This is a genomic window from Streptomyces sp. (genome assembly GCF_019510245.1).
In the GTDB taxonomy this organism is placed as follows: Bacteria; Actinomycetota; Actinomycetes; order Streptomycetales; family Streptomycetaceae; genus Streptomyces.
The window spans coordinates 153,509-178,124 of the sequence record NZ_JAEKKT010000127.1 but is presented as its reverse complement, the minus strand read 5'-3'; the positions used below and the strand labels follow the sequence as shown (position 1 = coordinate 178,124).

20 protein-coding genes are annotated in these 24,616 nt (G+C 73.1%); 12 read left to right on the top strand and 8 right to left on the bottom strand.

Annotated elements, in window-relative coordinates; all coding sequences use genetic code 11:
- The first annotated feature begins 45 nt into the window (after positions 1–45).
- The 3 genes from JF597_RS15420 to JF597_RS15410 all read left to right on the top strand — a co-directional run bounded on the left by JF597_RS15420 (position 46) and on the right by JF597_RS15410 (position 2,900).
- Positions 46–693, top strand: a complete 648-nt coding sequence (locus tag JF597_RS15420; RefSeq protein WP_293994485.1) for a histidine phosphatase family protein — start codon at positions 46–48, stop codon at positions 691–693.
- Positions 694–927: 234 nt separating this feature from the next.
- Positions 928–2,547: an ATP-binding cassette domain-containing protein gene (locus JF597_RS15415; protein ID WP_293994482.1), complete on the top strand. Its 1,620-nt coding sequence runs from the start codon at positions 928–930 to the stop codon at positions 2,545–2,547.
- Positions 2,548–2,642: 95 nt separating this feature from the next.
- Complete coding sequence (locus JF597_RS15410; protein WP_293994479.1) at positions 2,643–2,900, top strand: DUF6158 family protein; 258 nt, start codon at positions 2,643–2,645, stop codon at positions 2,898–2,900.
- Positions 2,901–2,947: 47 nt separating this feature from the next.
- Here JF597_RS15410 and JF597_RS15405 read toward each other — a convergent pair whose 3' ends face one another.
- Together JF597_RS15405 and JF597_RS15400 are read right to left on the bottom strand one after the other, a co-directional pair.
- Positions 2,948–3,496 (bottom strand): type 1 glutamine amidotransferase domain-containing protein, encoded by a 549-nt coding sequence (locus JF597_RS15405; protein ID WP_293994477.1) that lies wholly within the window; start codon positions 3,494–3,496, stop codon positions 2,948–2,950.
- Between the two features lie 80 nt (positions 3,497–3,576).
- Complete coding sequence (locus JF597_RS15400) at positions 3,577–3,957, bottom strand: DUF2795 domain-containing protein (protein ID WP_293994474.1); 381 nt, start codon at positions 3,955–3,957, stop codon at positions 3,577–3,579.
- Between the two features lie 236 nt (positions 3,958–4,193).
- On the opposite strand from JF597_RS15400, the gene JF597_RS15395 reads away from it, so the two are divergent.
- The 3 genes from JF597_RS15395 (at position 4,194) to JF597_RS15385 (ending at position 8,115) form a co-directional block, all read left to right on the top strand.
- On the top strand, positions 4,194–5,453 hold the full coding sequence (locus JF597_RS15395) for a hypothetical protein (protein ID WP_293994471.1): 1,260 nt from the start codon (positions 4,194–4,196) through the stop codon (positions 5,451–5,453).
- 98 nt (positions 5,454–5,551) lie between these two features.
- A complete protein-coding gene (locus tag JF597_RS15390) occupies positions 5,552–6,856 on the top strand; it encodes an aminotransferase class I/II-fold pyridoxal phosphate-dependent enzyme (protein WP_293994468.1) in 1,305 nt (434 codons plus the stop codon).
- Positions 6,853–8,115, top strand: a complete 1,263-nt coding sequence (locus JF597_RS15385) for an MBL fold metallo-hydrolase (protein ID WP_293994466.1) — start codon at positions 6,853–6,855, stop codon at positions 8,113–8,115. The genes JF597_RS15390 and JF597_RS15385 overlap by 4 nt, the downstream gene beginning before the upstream one ends.
- 68 nt (positions 8,116–8,183) lie before the next feature.
- Here the strand turns inward: JF597_RS15385 and JF597_RS15380 are convergent, their stop codons facing one another.
- On the bottom strand, positions 8,184–8,825 hold the full coding sequence (locus tag JF597_RS15380; protein ID WP_293994593.1) for a VTT domain-containing protein: 642 nt from the start codon (positions 8,823–8,825) through the stop codon (positions 8,184–8,186).
- A gap of 2 nt (positions 8,826–8,827) precedes the next feature.
- Positions 8,828–9,601: an MBL fold metallo-hydrolase gene (locus tag JF597_RS15375; protein ID WP_293994464.1), complete on the bottom strand. Its 774-nt coding sequence runs from the start codon at positions 9,599–9,601 to the stop codon at positions 8,828–8,830.
- Between the two features lie 83 nt (positions 9,602–9,684).
- Here JF597_RS15375 and JF597_RS15370 point away from each other — a divergent pair, with 83 nt between their 5' ends.
- From JF597_RS15370 to dnaK, 6 genes are all read left to right on the top strand, one after another.
- Positions 9,685–10,116, top strand: a complete 432-nt coding sequence (locus JF597_RS15370) for a hypothetical protein (protein WP_293994462.1) — start codon at positions 9,685–9,687, stop codon at positions 10,114–10,116.
- A 354-nt stretch (positions 10,117–10,470) separates the two neighbouring features.
- Positions 10,471–12,528: an alkaline phosphatase family protein gene (locus tag JF597_RS15365; RefSeq protein WP_293994460.1), complete on the top strand. Its 2,058-nt coding sequence runs from the start codon at positions 10,471–10,473 to the stop codon at positions 12,526–12,528.
- Between the two features lie 188 nt (positions 12,529–12,716).
- Positions 12,717–13,778 carry a MoxR family ATPase gene (locus JF597_RS15360; RefSeq protein WP_293994458.1) on the top strand — a complete coding sequence of 354 codons (1,062 nt, stop codon included), beginning with the start codon at positions 12,717–12,719 and terminating at the stop codon, positions 13,776–13,778.
- Positions 13,775–15,574: a hypothetical protein gene (locus JF597_RS15355; RefSeq protein ID WP_293994456.1), complete on the top strand. Its 1,800-nt coding sequence runs from the start codon at positions 13,775–13,777 to the stop codon at positions 15,572–15,574. Before JF597_RS15360 ends, JF597_RS15355 begins: the two co-directional genes overlap by 4 nt.
- A 67-nt stretch (positions 15,575–15,641) precedes the next feature.
- Positions 15,642–16,067: an OsmC family protein gene (locus JF597_RS15350; RefSeq protein ID WP_293994454.1), complete on the top strand. Its 426-nt coding sequence runs from the start codon at positions 15,642–15,644 to the stop codon at positions 16,065–16,067.
- A gap of 141 nt (positions 16,068–16,208) precedes the next feature.
- Positions 16,209–18,062 carry a molecular chaperone DnaK gene (dnaK, locus tag JF597_RS15345; protein WP_293994452.1) on the top strand — a complete coding sequence of 618 codons (1,854 nt, stop codon included), beginning with the start codon at positions 16,209–16,211 and terminating at the stop codon, positions 18,060–18,062.
- Between the two features lie 54 nt (positions 18,063–18,116).
- Here the strand turns inward: dnaK and narI are convergent, their stop codons facing one another.
- The 4 genes from narI to JF597_RS15325 are packed head-to-tail and all read right to left on the bottom strand — an operon-like array spanning position 18,117 to position 24,581.
- Positions 18,117–18,803, bottom strand: a complete 687-nt coding sequence (gene narI, locus JF597_RS15340) for a respiratory nitrate reductase subunit gamma (RefSeq protein ID WP_293994450.1) — start codon at positions 18,801–18,803, stop codon at positions 18,117–18,119.
- A complete protein-coding gene (gene narJ, locus JF597_RS15335; RefSeq protein ID WP_293994449.1) occupies positions 18,800–19,294 on the bottom strand; it encodes a nitrate reductase molybdenum cofactor assembly chaperone in 495 nt (164 codons plus the stop codon). Before narJ ends, narI begins: the two co-directional genes overlap by 4 nt.
- Complete coding sequence (gene narH / locus JF597_RS15330) at positions 19,294–20,898, bottom strand: nitrate reductase subunit beta (RefSeq protein WP_293994447.1); 1,605 nt, start codon at positions 20,896–20,898, stop codon at positions 19,294–19,296. Before narH ends, narJ begins: the two co-directional genes overlap by 1 nt.
- Complete coding sequence (locus JF597_RS15325) at positions 20,898–24,581, bottom strand: nitrate reductase subunit alpha (RefSeq protein WP_293994445.1); 3,684 nt, start codon at positions 24,579–24,581, stop codon at positions 20,898–20,900. The genes narH and JF597_RS15325 overlap by 1 nt, the downstream gene beginning before the upstream one ends.
- Positions 24,582–24,616: the final 35 nt, after the last annotated feature.

The following is a 24,616-nucleotide window of genomic DNA, read 5'->3' as shown; positions in this document are numbered from 1 at the left end:
CCGGCCCGCGCTGCGGACGAGTGAGCCGAGTGAGAGGACCCCTGGATGCGCCTGCTCCTCATACGTCACGGGCAGACCCCGACCAACGTCGACTTCCTGCTCGACACCGCGGCACCGGGTCCCGGTCTGACCGCCCTCGGCGAGCAGCAGGCGGCCGCCCTCCCGGCGGCCCTCGCCGACGAGGACATCGAGGCCCTCTACGTCTCCACCCTCATCCGCACCCAGCTCACCGCCGCCCCGCTGGCCGCCGCCCGCGGTCTCGACCCCGTCGTCCGCGACGGCATCCGCGAGGTCTTCGCCGGCGACCTGGAGATGCTGCCCGGCCACTCCGAGCGCGGCGAGCAGTACATGCGGACCGTGTTCGGGTGGGCGGCCGGGGACACCGCGCCGCGCATGCCCGGCGGGGAGACCGGGGACGAGGTCCTCGGCCGCTACGACGCGGTGGTCGCCGAGGCCGCCGCGAGCGGTGCCGGGACGGTCGCCATGGTCAGCCACGGCGCCGTGATCCGCCTGTGGACGGCGGCCCGCGCCGACAACGTCGACGTCCCCTACGCCGCCTCCCGCCCCCTCGACAACACGGGCGTGGTGATCCTGGAGGGCTCCCCGGCCGACGGCTGGAAGGCACTGTCCTGGGAGGGCGCGGTCGTGGAGCCGACGGGGGCGAGCGGGCCGGCGGGTGAGCCGTTGCAGTAGGGGGCCGAGGGATTTCGGGCGCGGGCCCGGTGGGGGCTGGTCGCGCAGTTCCTCCCCCAGCCTTCGGCCGGGGGGCCCAGCGCCCCTTTGGGGCGCGTCTGTGGCGCCCCTCGCTGCAGCGCCCCGTCAGGGGCGCGGGGAACTGCGCGAGCAACCACGACGTACCCGCGGCCGAGGACGGCGGCCCGATAACGGTTTGCCCCATCGCGGGCACGCCCCGCAGAATCCCTGACCATGGGACATCTGGAAGCCGCGCACCTCGAGTACTACCTCCCCGACGGGAGGGCCCTGCTCGGCGATGTCTCGTTCCGGGTGGGAGAGGGCGCCGCCGTCGCCCTCGTCGGGCCCAACGGTGCCGGCAAGACCACCCTGCTGCGGCTGATCTCCGGCGAGCTGAAGCCGCACGGCGGCACCGTGGCCGTGGGCGGCGGTCTCGGCGTGATGCGCCAGTTCGTCGGTTCCGTACGGGACGAGACGACGGTACGCGACCTCCTCGTCTCCGTCGCCCCGCCCGGCATCCGCACGGCCGCGCAGGCCGTCGACAAGGCCGAGCACGCCATCATGACCGTCGACGACGAGGCGGCCCAGCTGACGTACGCGCAGGCCCTCGCCGACTGGGCCGAGGTGCGCGGCTACGAGCACGAGACCCTCTGGGACATGTGCACCACGGCCGCCCTCGGCGTGCCGTACGAGAAGGCCCAGTGGCGGCAGGTGCGCACCCTCTCCGGCGGCGAGCAGAAGCGGCTGGTGCTGGAGGCGCTGTTCCGGGGCACCGACGAGGTGCTGCTCCTCGACGAGCCGGACAACTACCTGGACGTGCCCGGCAAGCGCTGGCTGGAGCAGCAGCTGAGCGAGACCCGCAAGACGGTCCTGTTCGTCTCGCACGACCGCGAACTCCTCGCCCGCGCCGCCGAGAAGATCGTCTCCGTGGAGCCCTCGCCGACCGGCGCCGACGCCTGGGTGCACGGCGGCGGCTTCGCCACCTACCACCAGGCCCGCCGAGAGCGCTTCGCCCGCTTCGAGGAACTGCGCCGCCGCTGGGACGAGAAGCATGCCCAGCTGAAGAAGCTGGTGCTGACGCTGCGTCAGGCGGCCGCCGTCTCCCACGAGATGGCGTCCCGGTACGCGGCCGCCCAGACCCGGCTGCGCAAGTTCGAGGAGGCCGGCCCGCCGCCCGAGCCGCCGCGCGAGCAGGACATCAGGATGCGCATCAAGGGCGGCCGTACCGGCGTACGGGCCGTCACCTGCGCACAGCTCGAACTCACCGGCCTGATGAAACCGTTCGACCTGGAGGTCTTCTACGGCGAACGGGTCGCCGTCCTCGGCTCCAACGGCTCCGGCAAGTCGCACTTCCTGCGGCTGCTGGCCGGCGAGGAGGTGGCCCACGAGGGGCAGTGGAAGCTGGGCGCGCGGGTGGTCCCCGGACACTTCGCGCAGACCCACGCCCACCCCGAGCTGGAGGGCCGGACCCTCCTGGACATCCTGTGGACGGAACACTCCCAGGACCGCGGTGCGGCGATGTCCAGGCTGCGCCGCTACGAACTCACCCAGCAGTCCGAGCAGACCTTCGAGCGGCTGTCGGGCGGCCAGCAGGCCCGGTTCCAGATCCTGCTGCTGGAACTCCAGGGGGTGACGGCGCTCCTGCTCGACGAGCCGACCGACAACCTCGACCTGGAATCCGCCGAGGCCCTCCAGGAGGGTCTGGAGGCCTTCGACGGCACGGTGCTCGCCGTCACCCACGACCGCTGGTTCGCGCGCTCCTTCGACCGCTACCTGGTCTTCGGCAGCGACGGCCGGGTCCGCGAGACCACGGAGCCGGTGTGGGACGAGCGCCGGGTGGAGCGGGTGCGGTAGGGCGGCGCCCCAGACAGGCCCGCACGCCCGGATGTTCGTACAGTGGAGGCAGGAATCCGGACCGCCGGGACCCACACGACGAGCGGGGTACCACCATGACCGGAGTCGACCCCAGCCGGCTGGACGACCAGCAGCTCATGAAGGAACTCGAGACCATCCACCGGACGCGCCACGACACCCTGCTGTACGGCTCGAACGACGCGCTGCGGGCCCACAACGAGCGCATGGCCCAGCTGGAGGGCGAGTACCTGCGGCGCAACCCGCGCCGTCTCGTCGCGGCCGGCCGGACCCGCGAGGGCGCCCGCGAGCGGAACTGCGCCGAGACGGCGACGCCGGGCGCCGCCGCCGGCTGACGCCGCCGCCGGTCGGCGGCGCGGGGCCCGGCCGGGCGATACCGGTCTCAGCCGGCCGTCGCGGACTGGGCGAACACGTCGACGAAGGCCTCGCAGAACGCCTTGAGATCGTCCGGCTTGCGGCTGGTGACCAGCGTGTTCGGGCCGCCGTCGCAGACCTTGACCTGCTCGTCGACCCAGGTGCCCCCGGCGTTGCGGATGTCGGTCCGCAGGCTCGGCCAGGACGTCAGCGTCCGGCCGCGCACGACATCCGCCTCGACCAGGGTCCAGGGGGCGTGGCAGATCGCCGCGACCGGCCGGCCGCCGTCGAAGAAGTCCCTCACGAACGCGACGGCCTTCTCGTCCATCCGCAGGAAGTCCGGGTTGGCCACCCCGCCCGGCAGCACGAGCCCTCCGAACGAGCCCGCCGACGTCTCGCCGGCCACCTCGTCCACCGGAAACGTCTCGGCCTTGTCCAGGTGGTCGAAGGCCTGGATCTTCCCCGGCTTCGTCGACACCAGCACCGGCTCGTGCCCGGCGTCGGAGACCGCCTTCCACGGCTCGGTCAGCTCCACCTGCTCGACGCCCTCGGGCGCGACCAGAAACGCGATACGCATGATGCTCCATCCCTTCCGTGGCACGCCGGCGGACGGGCGGCCCGCCGGCGCGCGGCTTCGTTCGTTCTCTGTGCTCCGGTTCACTCCCCGCCGGCCACCGCCTCGGCCAGCGCCAGCAGGTTGCCGTAGCGTGCCGAACGCGGCAGCCGGGAAACCCGCTCGACGAGGACGTCGGGGGCGTTCTTGCGCCGCAGCACGCCGGCCAGCTCCCGCGGGGCCGCCGGGAAGTCGTGCCGGGTCAGGGACCGGGACAGCTCGAGGCGCACGCTCTCCGGCGCCGCCCGCTCACTCGTCCCCGGTACCACCGCACCGCGGTACACCTCCGGATCGTCCTCGGCCGGCGGTTCGGGGTCGTTCCAGTCCTCGGTACGCGTCGGGTGCCCGGACCTGAGCAGGCCCTGGAGCTCGTGCTTCATCTCGTCGTCCCGGTGCACGTTCAGCCGGTCACTGCCTCGCTGCATGTTCTCCCTCCAGGTACATCAGGGGTGCGGACCGCGTACCCGGGGAGAGGTGACCGACACGGGGATCCGCCCGGGCGTTCCCGACCCGCCGGAACCGGGCCGCGACGTCACCCGAAAGAGGGCGCGTGTCCCGCGAATGGGGTCCGGCCGCGCGCGGCCCGACGTGGGCCGGGCTGTGATGGCTGCGGGGGTACGGACCCCGTGCCTCCGAGTCGTCCGTGCAAGGAGCTCCTGCCATGCGCCGCACCGTTCGCACCCTGTCCGTCACGGTCCTGGCGGGTGCCGCGTTCGGCGTCACCGGCACGGCCGCCGCGGCCGCCGACCCCGCCGCCGAGATCAGCCCCGGCAACGCCCGGCCCGGTGCCGTCGTCACCGTCTCGGTGACCTGCGCGAAGCCTGCGGGACAGGCGCCTGCGACCATCGGCGCCACGTCGTCGGTGTTCGCCGGGCGCACCGTACGGCTGGCCAGGGTCGAGCAGGGCAGCGGCCTGCTCTACCGGGGCACCGCCCAGGTCGTCTCCGGCGACCGGCCGGTGAGCTATACGGAGGGTGACGCGGCGGCGGGTGACGTGCCCGGGGAAGCGGCGGGCACCGGACGGGACGGTACCCGGACCGTCGACGGGACCTGCCCGGCGGCGAGCGGACAGCAGGGACGGCCCTGGAGCGCGCGGCTGGCCGTCACGCGGGACGACGGCGGCGCGGCTGCGGAGGGGGAGGGCGGCACTGTCCTCCAGGGCGGCGGTGGGGCTGTGCCGGGGGTCGGCGGCGGAGTCGTGCCGGAGGTCGGAGGTGGGGCTCCGCCGGAGGTCGGTGGCGGGGCTGTACCGGAGGTCGGTGGCGAGGCCGTGCCCTACCTCGGTGGTGGGGCTCCGCCGGAGGCCGGTGGCGGGGCCGTGCCGGAGGCCGGCGGTGGCACGGTGCCCCGGGGGGACGGCGGGACGGTCACCGGTGGGGACGGCGGAACGGCCCTGCGCGGGGACGACGGCATGTCCGCCCGCGCTGACGAGGGCGCCGGCGTCCGCGGTGACGAGGGCGCCGGCGTCCGTGGCGACGAGGGCACCGGCGTTCGTGGCGACGAGGGCACCGGCGTCCGTGGGAATGACGGCACGGCTTCTCGCGGGGACGACGGCACGGCCTCCCACGGCGATCGTGGTGACGGTGATGCGGCCTCGCGCGGTGACGTAGGCGCCGCGGATCCCCGGGGGGACAACGGCGACGCTCCGCACGGGAACGGTGAGCGGCCCTGCTCCGGAGGACAGCAGTCGTGCGGTGGCGGGCAGGAGTGCGGCGGGGACCGGGGCGGTGACGGGTCCTGTGCCGCGGCGGGCTTGCAGCACGGGGTGGCGGCCGGGGACGGGGGCGTCTACAGCACGTCCGTGCCGGCGCTGGTCGCGGGCGGGATGCTGATCGCGGCTGCCTGCTGCGGTGCCGCGTACCGGCTGTGGGGCGGGTGGCCCCGTCGGCTGTGGGGCGGGAGGCCCGGCGCGGACGGATGACCGGTCCCCGGCCGGGTACTCCGGAGCGGCCACTCCGGCACCGTACGCACGACCCGGACCGGACAGCACACGGCACCACGGACTGCGCGGAGGCGGACATGCGGCGGACGGATCCCGGGGCCCACGGACCGGCGAACGGCAGTTCCACGGAGGAGAGCGGGCCGGCGTCACCCGAAGGCCACGGTCCCGTCCGCTACGGCCCGCCCCTGCCCGACGACGGGCTGCCCGTCCTGCCCGAGCTCGCCTCCGTCCTGGCCGCCGCCGCGAACCTGGGTGCGGAGGAGCCCGTCGGCGGCGGACCGGCGCTGCTGGACGCGGCCTGCGGCTACTGGGAACGCCGTGGGCTGCCCGCCCCGCCCGGCCGCGTGACCGCCGGACCCGGCGCCCCCGCCCTGCTGCTGGCGCTCACCGCGGCCCTCGGCGGCGACGTCCTGGTGCCGCGTCCCTGCGCCGCCTGGTGGGCGCCGTACGCCCGGCTCCTCGGCCGGCCCGTCTTCCACGTGGCCACCCCGGCCGAGTCCGGCGGTGCCCCCGACCCGTACGCGCTGCTGGAGACCGTGCGCCGGGTCCGGGACGAGGGCGGCGACCCCCGGCTGCTCGTGCTCTCCGTCGCCGACGACCCCACCGCCACCGTCGCCCCTCCCGAACTGCTGCACGAGACCGTCGAGGCCGCGACCGGCGCGGGACTGCACCTGGTCAGCGACGAGACCTGGCGCGACACCCTGCACGCCCCGGACGCGACGGTGCTGCTCAGCCCCGCCGAGATGCTCCCGGACCAGGTCACCGTCGTCACCGACCTGGCCGGTGCCCTGCTGCCGGCCGGCTGGCCGGCAGCCGTCGCCCGGTTCCCGGAGAGCGTCGGCGGCAGGGCCCTGCACGCGCGCGTGCTCGACATCCTCACGGCGGTGGGCGCCCGCCTCGCCGCACCGGTCGCGGTCGCCGCGCGGTACGCGCTCGAGGAGCCCGAGCCGGTCAGCGCGCGCCGGGAGGCCGTCGTACGGCTGCACGCGCGTGTCGCCGCCGCCGCACACGCCGCGGTCCTCGCCGGCGGCGCGCTGGCCCGTCCCCCGCAGGCCGGCCGCCACCTGTATGCCGACCTGGAACCGCTGCGCGCCGCGCTCGTCGGCCACGGGGTCGGCGACGCACAGGAGTTGGAGGACTTCCTCACCGCCCGGCTCGGCATGCCGGCACCCGGCGGCCACCGCTTCGGCGACGACCTCGGCGCGCTGCGCGTCCGGCTCGCCACCGGCCCGCTGCTGGGCGGCACCGACGCGGAACGCCTGGAATGCCTCACGTCACCCGCACCGTTGGAACTGCCACACGTGCAACGCGCGTTGATGTCCCTGGAGTCGGTACTCGACGATCTCCGCGACGACGCTCAGCGATGGGAGCCTCCTCGATGACGCAGCAGACGCATGAGTCAGGGCCCGCGACGACGACTGCCACCACGACGACTGCCACCACGACGACCGTTCCGACGGCGACCGTTCCGACGACGCCTGCTCCGACTACGCCTGCTCCGACAGTGAGCGTTCCGACGACGACCGCTCCGACCACGACTGCTCCACCCTCGACCGCTCCGACGACGACCGCCCTCACCACACCTGCCACGGCCCCCGCAGAAGCCGGTCCCGGCAGGGCCCCGGCTCCGTACGCGCCGCCGTTCCCGCCACTGGCCGACCCCCGACCGCTGGGCGAACTCCGGGTCTGGCCGCGGACCTTCCACGACCGCCTGACCGCCCCGCTGCCCGGCCTCAAGGCCATGGCCCGGTTCGCCCGCGAGGGCTCCGTGCGCCCCGGCCGCGAGGGCCTCGCCGACGTCGGCCGGCTGCCCTATGCACCCGGCCCGCTGCCCCGCACCGACGCCGGCACTGTCGCCGTCACCTGGGCGGGACACGCCAGTTGGGTCGTCCGCATCGGTGGCCTGACCGTCCTCACCGACCCGGTCTGGTCCCGCCGCATCCTCGGCACCCCCGCCCGCGTCACGCCGGTCGGCGTCCCCTGGGAGACCCTGCCGCACGTCGACGCGGTCGTCATCAGCCACAACCACTACGACCACCTGGACGCCCCCACCCTGCGCCGCCTCCCGCGCGACACCCCGGTGTTCGTGCCGGCCGGGCTCGGCCGCTGGTTCCGGCGCCGCCGCTTCACCACCGTCACCGAGCTGGACTGGTGGGAGGCGGCCGAACTGTCCGGGGTCCGCTTCGACTTCGTTCCCGCCCACCACTGGTCCAAGCGCACCCTCACCGACACCTGCCACAGCCTCTGGGGCGGCTGGGTTCTCACCGCCTCCGACGGCGGCCGCGTGTACTTCGCCGGCGACACGGGCTACGGCCACTGGTTCTCCCGCATCGGCCGCCGCTACCCCGGCATCGACCTTGCCCTGATGCCCATCGGCGCCTACAACCCCCGCTGGTGGCTCAGCGACGTCCACCTGGACCCCGAGGAGGCGGTCCGGGCGACGGAGGACCTGGGGGCCCGGCGGATGGCCCCGATGCACTGGGGCACCTTCATCCTCTCCGCGGAGCCGGTGCTGGAACCGCTGACGCGGGTACGGGCGGCTTGGGAGAAGGCGGGGTTGGGGCGAGAGGACCTGTGGGATCTGCCGGTCGGGGGATCGAGGGTTCTGGAGCGGACCTCAATCGGCAGCGCCGTCGCTTAGAGCGCCCCGGCAGGGGCGCGGGACACCGCGCGAGCCACCACGACGCACCCGCGCCCCGCGACGCACCGTCACCCGGCAGACCGGACCCGCCGCCACACACTCGGCGCCACACCGATGGCCACCGTCAGCCCCACCGCCGCCGCCACCCCTTCCCACGGCTCCGGGAACAACGACCCACCCAGGATCCCGATCACCTGATACGTCACCGCCCACGCCAGGCACGCCGCCACGTTCCCCCGCGCGAACCGCCGCAGCGGCCACTCCGCCAGCAGACACGCCAGCATGACGGGTATCCGGCCGGCCGGCACCAGCCGGGACAGCACCAGCACGGCGACCCCGTGCTCGGCCAGCTTCTCCTGCGCCTGTGCCAGCCGCTCCTCCGGCGCCCGCGCCCGGATCGCCTCCAGCCACCGCGACCCGTTCTTCGACCGCAGCCCCCGCCGTCCCAGCCAGTACAGCGCCGCATCCCCCAGGAAGGCCGCCAGCGACGCCGTCACGAACACCAGCGCCAGCGCGAACGGCGCCGTCTGGTGAAACGCCACCACCGCCGCCGAGCTCACCAGCGCCCCCGTCGGTATCACCGGCACCAACGCCCCGATCAGCACCAGCAGGAACAGCGTCGGATACCCGATCGCCTGCTGCGCGGACTCGGTCGACGTCGACGAGGTCGCCGCGGTGGAGCCGGCGGCGGCCGCCACGACCACCAGCAGTCTCACCGCGCGACCTCCAGCCGCACGCTCTCCCCGTGGCCGAGCCTGTGCACCGCCACCTGCGGCGCGTACTCGGCCGCGAGGCGCACGAACTCGTCGCCGGGCGCATGGAACTCGTGCGGGCGTACCCCGTCCATGCCGATCGGCCAGTACGTCCCGTAGTGCACCGGCACCGCGCTGCGCGGTCCCAGCAGCGCCAGCGCCCGCGCCGCCCGCCCGGCGTCCAGGTGGCCCTCCCCGAGGTACGGCCCCCATCCGCCGACCGGCAGCAGGGCCACGTCCACCGGACCGACCGCCTCGGCCATCCCGTCGAACAGCCCGGTGTCCCCGGCGAAGTACGTGCGCGCCGCGCCCTCGACGACGTATCCGAGGGCGGGGGAGCGGTGCGGTCCGACCGGCAGCCGGCGGCCGTCGTGCCGCGCGGGCACGGCCCGTACGACGAGGGGACCGACCGGTATCTCGTCGCCGACCTCCACCTCGGTGATCCGCAGCCGACGGAGGCGGCGGAGCGCGGGGACCGCCCGTGGTGCGCCCCGGGGCACAAGCAGGCGCGTGCCCGGGGCGAGCCCGGCGAGCGAGGGGGCGTGCAGATGGTCCGCGTGCAGGTGGGAGACGAGCACGAGGTCCGCGCGGCGGGCCTCGGGCGGCGGCGGGGCGCCCCGGCGGCGCCGGAGGTGGGCGAGCCGGCGCGCGAACAGAGGATCGGTGAGCAGGCGTGTGCCCGAATCCTCGATCGTGCAGGTGGCGTGACCCCACCAGGTGATCTCCACCGGCACCTCTTTGCCTCCTTCGCGCGACTCCCCGAAGCCTACGTGCAGGAGTAGGGTCGGCGGCGAAACCCGGAGGTGAGGGGGACGCCATGGGACAGGTGCGGGGTGCCTCCGGCGGGCTCGTGCCGGTGCGGGTGACCGCGATCGCGAGTCTGACACCGCTGGAGGAACTGGAGATCGACCCCTTCCTGGTCGACTCCCGCAGCCAGCACGCGATGTGCGCACGCTGGGCCGTCGAGCACGGCTACGTCATCGCCCGCGAGCTCCTGGTCCGCGGCCTGCGCCCCGACCACAGCGCCCTGTGGACCGGCGTCCGGCCCGGCCTCGACGTCTTCGTCGCCCCGAGCAGACGGGTCCTGGAGAGCGCGCTGTCGTCGGTCGAGGACTTCATGGCGGAGTGCGCGAGACGCGGGGTCCGGGTGGAGACGGTGGGCCGGGCCGAGCCGTACTACGACGCCCAGATGAAGGCCCGGGTCCACCGCAGGCTGTCGATGCCGACGGCGGGCTACGACGGACGCTAGGCGCCCCGCGGGTGGTCTCCGCAGGAGGGCTCCGCGGGTGGTGCCGCGATGTGGAGGGCTCCGCTGGTGGTGCCGCGATGTGCCGTGGATCGTCTGCGGCGCCGTCGTGGCCGGCCGCGCTCACGCGGCGGCGGCCGTACGGCGACACAGCCGCGGCCGCGCTCACGCGGCGGCGGCGGCCGTACGGCGACACAGCCCGCGCCCCCCGCCGGGCGCACCCCGCGGCGACGGCGGGGATCCGGCGGTGCCGCCCTCGGCAATCGACGTCGCACGCATCCGGTGCCCCTCCATGTGAAAGTGTTGACGCCGGTGGACCCGCAGCCGGCGGGGTCGTGGACGTGAGGTCGGTGGGGCGTGCGGTGGCGGCGGGTCGTCAGTCAGGTCGGACGGAGCGTCACGGTCTGGGCGGTGTCCACCGTCACCATGCTGGTCCTCGCCGGCCTCCTGCCGGACTTCCAGCTCCAGTCGCCCGACGGTGACAGCGCCACCCGGATCGCCATGACCGCCGCCCTCGGCGCCGGCGCCTTCGGTGTGCTCTCCGCCGTCGTCTGGCCGCTCCTCGTACGGCTGCTGCTGCTCGTGCCCGCCCTCGTCCTCGGCCTGCTGGTCTTCTTCCTCAACGGCTCGCTCCTCCTCGTCGCCCTGCGCATCAACCCCTCCGGGCAGAGCGAGGCCGCGCCGGAGACCGCCGTGATCGTGGCCGCCGTGATGTCCGCCGTCGCCTCCGCCACCGGCGGTGCCCTCGCCGTCCGCGACGACGACGCCTACGGCCACCGGCTCTCCCGCCTCGCCATCCGCCGCCGCAGATCCCAGCCGCCCTGCCCGGCCACCCCCGGCACCGTCTTCCTCCAACTCGACGGAGTCGGCCACGACGTGCTCACCGCCGCCGTCGCCAAGGGCCTGATGCCGACGGTGGCCGGCTGGCTGGGAAGGGTGCACGGGGAGCCCACCCACCGGCTCACCCCCTGGCGCACCGACTGGTCCAGCCAGACCGGCGCCAGCCAGCTCGGCATCCTGCACGGCTCCAACTTCGACGTCCCCGCCTTCCGCTGGTACGAGAAGGAGCACCGGGAGGTGATGGTCTGCAACCGGCCGACCAGCGCCGCCGAACTCCAGCGCCGGGCGATCGAGCGCACCGCCGACGGGGGACTGCTCACCCTGGACGGCGCCAGCCGCGGCAACCTCTTCAGCGGCGGCGCCGACGAACAGGCCCTCGTCCTGTCCATAGCCACCCGCCGCCGCGGCCGGGAGAACCGCTCCCGCGCCGGTTACTTCGCGTACTTCGCCGACCCGGCCAACGCCGTCCGCACCGCGCTCTCCTTCTTCGCCGAGGTCGCCCGCGAGATCGGCCAGTCCACCGCGGCCCGCCTCCGCAGGCAGCGCCCGCGCGTCGGGCGCGGCGGCCTCTACCCCTTCGTCCGCGCCTTCGCGACCGTCGTGGAACGGGACGTCGTCGTCGCCGCGGTCATGGGAGACCTGCTCGTCGGCCGCAGCGCCGTCTACGCCGACCTGGTCGCCTACGACGAGGTCGCCCACCACTCCGGCCCGCACAGCCGGGACACCGAGAAGGTCCTGCAACGCCTGGACCGCGCCCTCGCCCTGATCGAGAAGGCCGCTGAGCACGCCCCCCGGGAGTACCGGATCGTCGTCCTCTCCGACCACGGCCAGAGCCCCGGCGAGACCTTCCACACCCGCTACGGCCTCAGCCTCGGCGACCTGGTCCGGGCCGGCTGCGGACTGCACGTGCCGCGCAGGGCCGAGCGCACCCACAGCGGCACGGAGGCGCGGGCCGCGGTCCGTGCGGCGCTGCGCAGGCCGGTCGAGGAGAGCGGCGAGAAGCACCGGCCCACCCGCCGCTCGGAGCCGGTCGTGCTCGCCTCCGGCAACCTGGGCCTGGTCTCCTTCCCGGACGTACCGCACCGGATGACCAAGGAGGAGATCGACGCGCGCCATCCCGCGCTGCTGCCGACGCTCGCCAACCATCCCGGCGTCGGGTTCCTGCTGGTGCGCAGCGCGGAGCACGGTGGGGTGGTGCTCGGCGCCTACGGCGCGGAGATACCCCTCAACCGGCTGGACGGCTCCGCCGGACCGCTCGGCGTCTTCGGGCCGGGGGCCGCGGATGCCGTACGGCGCACGCACTCCTTTCCGCACACCGCCGACATCATGGTCAACTCGTGGTACGACCCGGAGAGCGGGGAGGTGCTGGCGTTCGAGGAGCAGATCGGGTCGCACGGGGGGCTGGGGGGCGCGCAGGGGCGGCCGTTCCTGCTGTCGCCGGTCTGTGTGTCCGAACCGGTGGGGGAGGGGCAGGAGCTCGTGGGGGCCGAGGCGGTGCACGGGGTGTTGCGGCGGTGGCTCATGGAGGCGGACGGGCCGCAAGTGCCGCTGGAGGAAGGCGAGAGAGCCGCGTAGTTCGTTCACCGCGCGGGCCGGTGGGGGCTGGTCGCGCAGTTCCGCCCCCAGCCTTCGGCCGGGGGTACCCCCGGCGCCCCTGACGGGGCGCTCTCGCCGGCCTCCAGATAAATCGGCTGCGTTCGTCATGTCCCCGGCTCACACTGTTCGAGTCCCACACCTCTCGAACACCCCCAAGGAGCAGCCTCTTGCAGGCAGCCGTGACCGTCACGCCCTCCCGTATCCCCGAACTCCTCCTCGGTCTCGCCACCGTCCGGCCCGTCTTCATCTGGGGCGCCCCCGGCATCGGGAAGTCCTCCCTGGTGCGGGAGTTCGCCGAATCGCTCGGGCTGGAGTGTGTGAGCCTGCTGGGTACGCAGCTCGCGCCCGAGGACCTGATCGGGGTTCCGCAGATCCGGGACGGGCGGTCCGTCTTCTGCCCGCCGGAGGCGATCGCGCGGGACGAGCCCTACTGCCTGTTCCTCGACGAACTGAACGCGGCCACCCCTGATGTGCAGAAGGCGTTCTACTCGCTGATCCTCGACCGGCGGATCGGGAACTACGAGCTGCCCAAGGGCTCGATCGTCATCGGCGCCGGCAACCGGGCCACCGACAACGCCCTCGCCCGGCCCATCGCCTCCGCGCTCGTCAACCGGCTGGCCCACGTCCACCTGGAGGCCTCCGCGCACGACTGGCTCGCCTGGGCCGCGGCGGGCGGCATCCATCCGTGGATCCTCGACCACCTCACCGACCGCCCCGACCACCTGTGGTCCAAGCCGCCGAAGACCGAGGAGCCGTTCTCCACCCCGCGCTCCTGGCACATGCTCTCCGACGCCCTGCACTCCTTCGGACCCGGGCTGGACGAGGAGACGCTGAAGGTCCTGGCGCACGGCATGCTGACCCCGGCGCACGCCACCGCCTTCTGCGGATACGTCAAGATCGTGCGCAGCCGGTTCGGGATCGAGGCGATCCTGAAGGGGGACGCGGGGTGGCCGCCCCGGATCGAGGACCGCGACCTGCTGTACTACCTCGCCGAGTCGTTCCGGGGACGGCTGGTCAAGGAACTGCCCGCCGACAGGGAGCACATGTCGGCGAACGGCCGGCAGACCGCCTACCGGGCCAAGTCGCTGCTCGTGCAGCTGGCCGAGATCTCCGTCGAGGTCGCCCAGACCGTCATCGCCTCCGACGCGGACGGCAACCCGGTGCTGCCCGCCTGGTTCCTGATCGAGGCGGCCCGTGACATGCCCCGGCTGGTGGAGGCCCGGCGGTGAGCCGAGCCGCGGCCGCGCGCAAGAAGCAGGACCCGGCCGCCGAGAACTTCGCGGCCGGTGTCGAGCTGCTGCGCGCCAATCCCGCCCTGCGGGCGGTGGAGTTCACGATCTGCCGACACGAGAAGTGCGAACTCGCCCCCCGGGAGGGCCTGGTGCGCGCGGACTCCGACGGGGTCCTGCACGCGCACGCCACCCGGCGTGCCGAACCCGCCGAGTGGGCCTGGGCGTTGGCGCACTGCACCATCCATCTGGGCTTCGGCCACCTCCCCGCCGCCACCGGCCCGCGCACCCAGCCGGACCGCTACGACCTCGCCGCCCGCTGCACCGTCGTCAACCGCTTCCTGGAGACCTTCCCGATCGGTGCGGCCCCCGACCACCTGCCCGCCTCCTACCCGGAGGGCGACGAGGAGCGGCTCGCCGCCGGCTGGCGCCGGACCGGCTCCGTCCCGGCCGCGTACGAGCGCGGCGGGACGAACGGCGGTGAGCCCGACCAGCTCCTCCTCTCCTGGAGCAAGTGGGCCGGTCAGGTCCCCGACTGGCAGGTGGGGTTCGCGCACGCGCTGACCCGCACCATGTCCCGGGCGATGGACCTGGCCGGCGGCCGCCGCGCCTCCATGTCCGGGCCGCCGACCCCGCTGCGCCCCTGGGAACAGGCGCTGAGCTGGTTCGTCTCCTCCTACCCGCTGCTCGGCGGCATCGCGGCCGGCATCAAGCTGGTCGCCGACGCCGAGCTGGCCCGCGCCCACGACATCGCCGTCGCCGCGGTCAACCCCGAGGCCGGCGAGATCTACGTCAACCCGCTGCGGACGATGGACGACGAGGAGTGGCGGTTCGTCCTCGCCCACGAGATGCTGCACGCCGCCCTGCGCCACGGCGACCGCCTCGGGACCCGCGACCCCTACCTCTTCAACATCGCCTGCGACTACGTCATCAACGGCTGGCTGGTCGAGATGCGCGTCGGCACCATGCCCGAAGGACTGCTGCACGACGCCGGGTTGCAGGGGCTCTCGGCCGAGGAGGTGTACGACCGGATCGCCGTCGACCTGAGGAGGATGCGGCGGCTGGCCACGCTGCGCGGCAAGGGGCGCGGTGACGTGCTGGGCGCGCCGCTCGGGCCGCCCGGTGCGTACGTGGACCTCGACGAGTTCTACCGCCGGGGCCTGTGCCAGGGGCTCGACCTGCACCAGACGCAGGACCGGGGCCTGCTGCCCGGCGGGCTGGTCGAGGAGATCCGCGCGCTCAGCCATCCGCCGCTGCCGTGGGACGCCCGGCTCGCCCGCTGGTTCGACGAGTTCGTGCCGCGCCCGGAGGCCGTACGGTCGTACGCCCGCCCCTCGCGCCGGCAGTCGTCCACCCCGGACATCCCGCGGGCCGGCCGGTACTTCCCGCCCGAGGAGGTCGCCCGCTGCACTTTCGGCGTGGTCCTCGACACCTCCGGATCCATGGACCGCACCCTGCTCGGCAAGGCGCTCGGCGCGATCGCCTCCTATGCCGAGGCCCGTGACGTACCGGCCGCACGCGTCGTCTTCTGCGACGCCGCGGCCCACGACGCCGGCTACCTCCCGACCACCGAGATCGCCGGCCGGGTCCGGGTGCACGGCCGCGGCGGTACGGTCCTGCAGCCCGGCATCGACCTGCTCCAGCGCGCGGACGACTTCCCGCCCACCGCGCCGGTCCTCGTGATCACCGACGGCTGGTGCGACGTCCTGCGGGTCCGCCGCGAGCACGCCTATCTGGTCCCGGACGGACGTCGCCTGCCGTTCACTCCCCGTGGGCCGGTCTTCCGGGTGCGCTGAGCCCGGATGTGATCGGATGGGGGCGAGCGAACCGGTTCATTCGCCTTCATCGCCGAAAGGAACAACCGTGGCTACCACGCGCACCGCACACACCGTCTGGGAAGGCAGCCTGACCGAGGGCAACGGTGTCATCACCTTCGACTCCTCCGGTATCGGCGAGCAGCCCGTCACGTGGGCCTCGCGCTCGCAGGAGGCGAACGGCAGGACCAGCCCCGAGGAGCTGATCGCGGCCGCCCACTCCAGCTGCTTCTCCATGGCGCTGTCGCACGCCCTGACCGGTGCCGGCACGCCGCCCACCAGGCTGGTCACCAACGCCGACGTCACCTTCCAGCCGGGCACCGGCATCACCGGCATCCACCTGACCGTCGAGGGCACCGTCCCCGGCCTGGACGCGGACGGCTTCGTCGCCGCCGCCGAGGACGCGAAGAAGAACTGCCCGGTCAGCCAGGCCCTGGCCGGCACCACCATCACCCTGGACGCGAAGCTCGCCTGAGCGCCGTACCCGCCGCGATGCCGCGCCACCCCGTCCGAGGGGGGCGCGGCATCGTCGTTCACGGGGTACCCGGCATTGACAACAGCTCGCTCAAGTTTTGTGCTGGAGTCGGGGCAGCGCCCGGGCGGAAAGGGGACGGACATGGCACGTGCGGTCGGTATCGACCTCGGTACGACGAACTCGGTGGTGGCCCTGCTGGAGGGCGGTGAGCCCACCGTCGTCGCCAATGCCGAGGGGGCGCGCACCACCCCGTCGGTCGTGGCCTTCGCGAAGAACGGCGACGTGCTGGTCGGCGAGGTCGCCAAGCGGCAGGCGGTGACCAACGTGGACCGCACGGCGCGCTCCGTCAAGCGGCACATGGGCGACGCGGCCTGGCGGTTCCCGGAGAGCGGGAGCGTCGACGGCACCCGCTTCCGGGCCCAGGAGCTCTCGGCGCGGGTGCTGCAGAAACTCAAGCGGGACACCGAGGCCTACCTCGGCGAGGACGTCAGCGACGCGGTGATCACCGTGCCCGCGTACTTCGACGACGCCCAGCGGCAGGCCACCAAGGAGGCCGGGGAGATCGCCGGCCTCAAGGTGCTGCGGATCATCAACGAGCCGACGGCCGCCGCGCTGGCCTACGGCCTGGACCGCGGCGAGGAGCAGACGGTCCTCGTCTTCGACCTCGGGGGCGGAACCTTCGACGTGTCGCTCCTGGAGATCGGCGACGGCGTGATCGAGGTCAAGGCCACCAACGGCGACACGCACCTGGGCGGCGACGACTGGGACCAGCGGATCGTCGACCACCTCGTGAAGCGGTTCAAGGGGCAGTACGGCATCGACCTGAGCAACGACAAGATGGCCGTGCAGCGGCTGCGCGAGGGCGCCGAGAAGGCGAAGATCGAGCTGTCGTCGTCGACGGAGACGTCCATCAACCTGCCGTACGTCACCGCCTCGGCGGAGGGGCCGCTCCACCTGGAGGAGAAGCTGACGCGAGCCCAGTTCCAGGAGCTCACGGCCGACTTGCTGGACCGCTGCAAGAAGCCCTTCCACCAGGCGGTCAAGGACGCGGGCGTGCAGGTGTCGGCGATCGACCACGTCATCCTGGTCGGCGGCTCCACCCGGATGCCCGCCGTCACCGACCTGGTCCGCGAACTCACCGGCAAGGACCCGCACAAGGGCGTCAACCCGGACGAGGTGGTCGCGGTCGGCGCCGCCCTCCAGGCGGGTGTCCTCCGCGGTGACGTCAAGGACGTGCTCCTCCTCGACGTCACCCCGCTGTCCCTGGGCATCGAGACCAAGGGCGGCATCATGACCAAGCTCATCGAACGCAACACCACGATCCCGACCCGGCGTTCGGAGATCTTCACGACCGCGGCCGACAACCAGCCCTCGGTGGGCATCCAGGTCTACCAGGGCGAACGTGAGATCGCCGCGTACAACAAGAAGCTGGGCGTCTTCGACCTCACCGGCCTGCCGCCCGCGCCGCGCGGGGTGCCGCAGATCGAGGTGGCCTTCGACATCGACGCGAACGGGATCATGCACGTCTCGGCGAAGGACCTGGCGACCGGCCGCGAGCAGAAGATGACCGTGACCGGTGGCTCGGCCCTCCCCAAGGACGACATCGACCGCATGATGCGGGAGGCCGAGCAGTACGCCGAGGAGGACCGCAAGCGCCGCGAGGCCGCGGAGACGCGGAACCAGGCCGAGCAGCTCGTCTACCAGACCGAGAAGTTCCTCCGGGAGAACGAGGAGCGGGTGCCCGGCGCCACGAAGGCCGAGGTGGAGACGGCGGTCACCGAGCTCAAGGCCCTGCTGGAGCGGGACGCCGACACCGGAGAGCTGCGCCAGGGGGTGGAGAAGCTGGCGAGCGTGAGCCAGCAGATGGGGCAGGCCATGTACGCGAACGCCTCAGCCTCCGGCGGTTCGGCCGACGAACAGCGGGCGCCTGAAGCCGACGAGGAGGGAGTGGTGGACGCCGAGATCGTGGACGACGAGAGGGGTGCGGCCGGGTGAGGCACCGCCGGGCCCCGCCGTCGTGGCCGAACGCCGTCGCGGCGGAGAGAAACCCTAGTTCTGCAGCTGCCTGGGGTCTCTCGACCGGTACACCACGTAAGGGCGGAACAGGTACTGGAGCGGGGCGCTGAACATGTGGACCAGGCGGGTGTAGGGGACCAGGGCGATGAGGACCATGCCGATGACCGCGTGGACCTGGTAGAGGACCGGGACGTCCGCCATCGGCGCCGTCTGCGGCCGGAGGATGAAGAGGCTGCGCGCCCAGGGGGCGACCGTGGCGCGGTAGTCGTAGCCGTCGCCGGAGGCGTGGCTCAGCTTCGCCGTCATGCCCAGCACGATCGCGGCGACCAGGAAGAGGTACATGACCTTGTCGTTCGCCGTCGTGGCGCGGAAGACGGGTGCCCGGGTGCGGCGGCGGGAGAGGAGGAGGGTCAGGCCGGCGACCGCGAGGACGCCGGCGAGCGCACCGCCGTAGAGGGAGAACAGGTGGTAGGTGTGTTCGCCGACGCCCAGCGACCGCGTCCAGGACGCCGGGACGAACAGGCCGACGACATGGCCGGCCAGGACGAACAGGATGCCGTAGTGGAAGACGGGGGAGGCGATGTCCAGCAGCCTCGACTCGTAGACCTGGGAGGAGCGGCTGGTCCAGCCGTACTTGTCGTAGCGGTAGCGCCAGACGAGGCCGGCGACCAGGAAGGCGAGGGCGACGTAGGGCAGGGCGCCCCACAGGAGGGCGGTCATGGGCGGGCTCCGCTGGGTGCGGTCGGCAGGGCGGCGCAGACCGCTTCCAGGACGCATGCGTAGGGCGTACCGAAGTCGGTGAGCCGACAGCGGAGTTGGGCCAGGCAGTCGCGGTGCTCGGTGAGCAGGTCGGTGTTGCCGGTGCGGGCCGTGAACTCCAGGACGGCGGGGAGGAAGTCGGGCAGCTCCTCACCGGTGAACTCCATGCCGTACGCCTTGTAGACGTCCTGGAACCGGACCAGGGACATGCCCCGGCGGCGGGTGTCGCCGTCGCGCCACCAGCTGAGGTAGAGGCTGTGCCGGTTCTTGAAGTCGAAGACCTGCACGTAGTGCGCGGCCAGCTCCTGCGGTGGGGTCACCGTGGCATGGTCGGTGAACTCCCGCAGCTGCGGGGCGGCTTCGCGCAGCAGCGGCAGCCGGGCGACGAAGTCGTCGTCCGGGTAGGTGAGACAGAGCGCCGCCGCCTGGTAGAACACCGCGTCCGAGGGCATCAGTCCTCCTTCGCCTCGTCGGGAGTGTCGGCGGCCTGCCGTCTGCGCAGGATGTGGAAGTTCTCCACCGACACCAGAGGGAGCAGTTTGCGTCCCGAGTCCTGGCCGAACGGGCCGTCGCCGCCCATGCCGGGGCCGCCGTCGAAGTCGAGGCTGCACCCGTCGGGCAGCACCGACTCCTCCAGGCGGCGGGCGTCGCCGACGGCCGCCGTCGGGATCACGTACCGGTCCTCGTACGTGGCGACCGCCAGCAGCCGGTACATCGCCTCGATCTCCTCCGGCCGCATCCCGACCGCGGCGGCGATCGCCGGGTCCGGCTCCTCGCCCAGGTTGAGCTCCCGCATGTGGGAGCGCATCGCCGCGAGCTTCTCCAGGCAGGCGCGGACCGGGGCGGGGTCGCCCGCGCTGAACAGCTCGGCCAGGTAGGCGAGCGGGATGCGCAGGGTGTCGATCGCGGCGAACAGGTTGTCGGCGTCCTCGCCGTCGTGGCCGGTCTCGGAGAGCGCGTCCACGACCGGGGACAGCGGCGGGATGTACCAGACCATGGGCAGCGTGCGGTACTCCGGGTGCAGGGGCAGCGCCACCCGGTACCTGCTGACCAGCGCGTGGACCGGGGAGCGACGGGCCGCCTCCGTCCAGTCGTCGGGGATGCCCGCCGCCGCGCAGGCCAGCCGCACGGCCGGGTCCTCCGGGTCGAGGAAGACGCCCAACTGGGCCTCGTACAACGCCTTCTCGTCCTTGGTCGCGGCCGCCGCCGTCACCTTGTCCGCGTCGTAGAGGACCACCCCGAGGTAGCGCAGCCGGCCCACGCAGGTCTCCGAGCAGACCGTCGGCAGGCCGGCCTCGATCCGCGGATGGCACAGCGTGCACTTCTCGGCCTTGCCGGTGGCGTGGTTGAAGTAGACCTTCTTGTACGGGCAGCCGGTCACGCACATCCGCCAGCCCCGGCACCGGTCCTGATCGACCAGCACGATGCCGTCCTCGGTCCCCTTGTACATCGCGCCGGAGGGACAGGAGGCCACGCAGGACGGGTTGAGGCAGTGCTCGCAGATGCGGGGGAGGTAGAACATGAAGGTCTGCTCGAACTCGAACCGCACCTTGTCCGACGCCTGCCTGCGGGCGCGCTCGACCATCGGGTCCAGGTCGCCGTGGGCGGGGGCGCCGGCCAGGTTGTCGCCCCAGTTCGAGGACCACCCGATCTTCATGGGCTTGCCGTCGAGCAGGGAGACCGGGCGGGCCACCGGGTAGTCGTCACCGAGCGGCGCGTCGGTGAGGTTGCGGCACTCGTACGTCCAGGGCTCGTAGTAGTCCTTGATCTCCGGGAGCCGCGGGTTGGCGAAGATTCCGGCGAGCTTGTGCAGCCGGCCGCCGGCTCTGAGCTTCAGCGCGCCGCGCCGGTTCAGTTCCCAGCCGCCGCGCCACCGCTCCTGGTCCTCGTAGCGGCGCGGGTAGCCCTGCCCCGGACGGGTCTCGACGTTGTTGAACCAGACGTACTCCATGCCCCGCCGGTTGGTCCAGGCCTGCTTGCAGGTGACCGAACAGGTGTGGCAGCCGATGCACTTGTCGAGGTTCATGACCATCGCGATCTGGGCCATCGGACGCATCAGTACTCGACCTCCTGGGCGCGGCGCCGGATCACCGTCACCTCGTCGCGCTGGTTGCCCGTCGGGCCCAGGTAGTTGAAGGCCCAGGACAGCTGGGCGTAACCCCCGATCAGGTGCGAGGGCTTGAGGAGGAGCGGGGTGAGCGAGTTGTGGATGCCGCCGCGCATGCCGGTGGTCTCCGTCCTCGGGACGGCCACCGTGCGCTCCTGGGCATGGTGCATGGAGATCGTGCCGGCCGGCATCCGGTGCGAGACGACCGCCCGCGCCACCACCACGTCGTCCCGGTTGACCGCCTCCACCCAGTCGTTGTCCCCGACCCCGATCGCGTCCGCGTCCTGCGGGGACATCCAGATGTTCTGGCCGCCCCGGGAGAGCGCGAGCATGAACAGGTCGTCCTGGTACTGGGAGTGGATCGACCACTTGTCGTGCGGGGTCAGACAGCGGACCGTCACCTCCTGCTGCCCGTCCGGGCCGAGGCGCGGTTCGCCGAACAGCCGGTTCATGTCCAGCGGCGGCCGGTAGACGGGCAGCGCCTCGCCGAGCTCGTGCATCCAGTCGTGGTCGAGGAAGAAGTGCTGGCGGCCGGTGAGCGTGTGCCAGGGCTTGAGGTGCTCGGTGTTGAGGGTGAACGCCGTGTACCTTCGGCCGCCGGACTCGCCGCCCGACCACTCCGGCGAGGTGATCACCGGCACCGGCGCGGCCTGCGTGTCGGCGTACGTGACCCGCCTGCCCTCGTGCTCGGCGGCCAGCTGGGCCATCCGCTGCCCGGTGCGCTGCTCCAGGGTGCGGAAACCCTGGGTGGCGAGACGGCCGTTGGTGGTGCCGGAGAGCGCGAGGACGGCATTGGCCGCCTTCACCGCCGTGTCGAGAGCGGGCCGGTCCTGATGTCCGGTACCGTTCAACTGCCGAAGCCGGGCCACCTCTTGAGCGGGATCGAGGGCGATTCCCTTCGCCGGCAGACCGAGTTGCTCCACCAGTGGGCCGAGCGCCGAGAACCTGGCGCCGACCGCCGGGTAGTCCCGCTCGACCACCACCAGGTTCGGCATGGTGCGTCCGGGCACCGGCTCGCACTCCCCGCGCTTCCAGTCCCGCACCACCCCGCCGGGCTGCGCGGTCTCACCCGGGGTGTCGTGCTGCAGCGGCGCCGCCACCAGGTCCCTGCGCACCCCGAGATGACGCACGGCCAGCTCGCTCAGCCGCTCCGCGAGCGCCTTGAAGGTGTCGAAATCGGTGCGCGCCTGCCAGGGCGGGTCCACGGCCGGGGTGAAGGCGTGCACGAAGGGATGCATGTCGGTCGACGACAGGTCGTGCTTCTCGTACCAGGTGGCGGCCGGCAGGACGACGTCCGACAGCAGGGTGGAGGAGGTCTGCCGGAAGTCCAGGGAGAGCAGGAGGTCGAGCTTGCCCTCCGGCGCCTCGTCCCGCCAGGTCACGTCCCGGGGGCGCCGGCCCGGGGGTGCCTCCTCGGCGCGCAGGGAGGAGTGCGTGCCGAGGAGGTGCTTGGTGAAGTACTCGGCGCCCTTCGCCGACGAACCGAAAAGGTTTGCCCGCCACAGGGTCAGGACGCGCGGCCAGTTCTCCGGGGCGTCCGGGTCCTCGCACGCGAACTTCAGGGTCCCCGCCCTGAGTTCGGTCACCGCCTCGGCCACGGGATCGCCTGACACCTCGCCGAGTGCGAGCGGATTACGGTCGAAGGTCGGGTACGACGGCATCCAGCCCGAGCGGGCCGACAGCGCCAGGCAGTCGGCGCCGGTCATCCCGGCGAACCTGCCCGCACCGAGCGGCGAGGCCAGGACGTCGGCGCCGAACCGGTCGTAGCGCCACTGGTCGGTGTTGAGGAACCAGTAGGCCGTGCCGATCATCTGGCGCGGCGGCCGGGACCAGTCGTTGGCGGAGGCCAGGCAGGCCCAGCCGGTGACCGGGCGGCACTTGTCCTGACCGACGTAGTGCGCCCAGCCGCCGCCGTTGCGGCCCTGGCAGCCGGTGAGCTGGAGCAGGGCCAGGAACGCGCGGTAGATGGTCTCGGAGTGGAACCAGTGGTTGGTCCCGGCGCCCGTCACGATCATGCAGCGGCCCTTGGAGCGTTCGGCGGTCCGCGCGAACTCCCGGGCGATCTTGACGCACTTGGCGGCCGGAACCGAGGTGTGCCGCTCCTGCCAGGCGGGGGTGCCCGGGGCGTCCGCGTCCTCGTAGTGGGTGGGCCAGGAGCCGGGCAGACCGTGGCGCCACACCCCGTACTGGGCGAGCAGGAGGTCGTAGACGGTGGTCACGAGGGGCCCGTCCGCACCGCCCAGCCGGGTCGCCGGCACCGCCCGTCGCAGCACGTCCCCGCGCCCCTCGCCGTGGTCGCCGCCGTCCGTGTCGAAGCGGGGGAGCAGCACCTCCACCCCGGCCGCGACCGCACTGCCGTACAGGGTCAACTGCGGTTCGATGTCACCCAGTTCCAGGTTCCAGCGGCCCTTGCCCGAGTCCGTCCAGCGGAAGCCGAGGGAGCCGTTCGGGACGACCGCGCGCCCGGAGGCGGCGTCCAGGACGACCGTCTTCCACTCGGCGCCGTCGCCCTCCTGGCCGAGGTCGGTGGCGCGCAGGAACTTGTCCGGCACGTACGCGCCGTCCCGCTCGGTGAGCGTCACCAGGAACGGCAGGTCGGTGAACTTCCGTACGTAGTCCGCGAAGAACGGGGTCTCGCGGTCGACGAAGAACTCCTTGAGGATCACGTGGCCCATCGCGAGGGCCAGCGCGCCGTCGGTGCCGGGGTGCGGGTGCAGCCACTCGTCGGCGAACTTGGCGTTGTCCGCGTAGTCGGGGGAGACCACCACGACCTTCTGGCCGCGGTAGCGGGCCTCCGCCATCCAGTGCGCGTCCGGGGTGCGGGTCACCGGGACGTTCGAGCCCCACATCATCAGGTAGGCCGCGTCCCACCAGTCACCGGACTCCGGCACGTCCGTCCGGTCGCCGAAGACCTGCGGCGAGGCCACCTGCAGGCCGGCGTACCAGTCGTAGGACGACAGCATCGGGGCGCCGATCAGGGAGTGGTAGCGGGCCCCGGCCGCGTGCGACACCATCGACATCGCGGGGACGGGGGAGAATCCGGCGATGCGGTCCGGGCCGTACGCCTTGATCGTGTGCACCTGCGCGGCGGCGACGATCTCCAGCGCTTCGTCCCAACTCGCCCGCACCAGCCCGCCCTTGCCGCGCGCCCGCTGGTAACGGCGGCGGCACTCGGGGTCGTTCTGGAGGTCCGCCCAGGCCAGCACCGGGTCCGCGAGCCGCCGCTTCGCCTCCCGGTACATCTCCAGGAGCACGCCCCGGACGTACGGGTGGCGGACGCGGGTCGGCGAGTACGTGTACCAGGAGAACGCGGCACTGCGCGGGCAGCCGCGGGGCTCGTACTCGGGGCGGTCGGGGCCGACCGACGGGTAGTCCGTCTCCTGGGTCTCCCAGGTGATGATCCCGTCCTTGACGAACACCTTCCAGCGGCACGAGCCGGTGCAGTTCACCCCGTGCGTGGAGCGCACCACCTTGTCGTGGCTCCACCGGTTCCGGTAGAAGGCGTCCGCCTCCCGGCCGCCGGTCAGGGCCACGCTGTGCAGATCCGGCGCGGGCGTACCGGGCCGGAAGAACCTGGCGGCGCTCAGCAGCGCCGCGCCCGGCTCCTTCGGTGGTGTCCGCGTGTCGGTCACGTCCGCTCCCTCGCTCACCCTTTGCTTCGACGCTA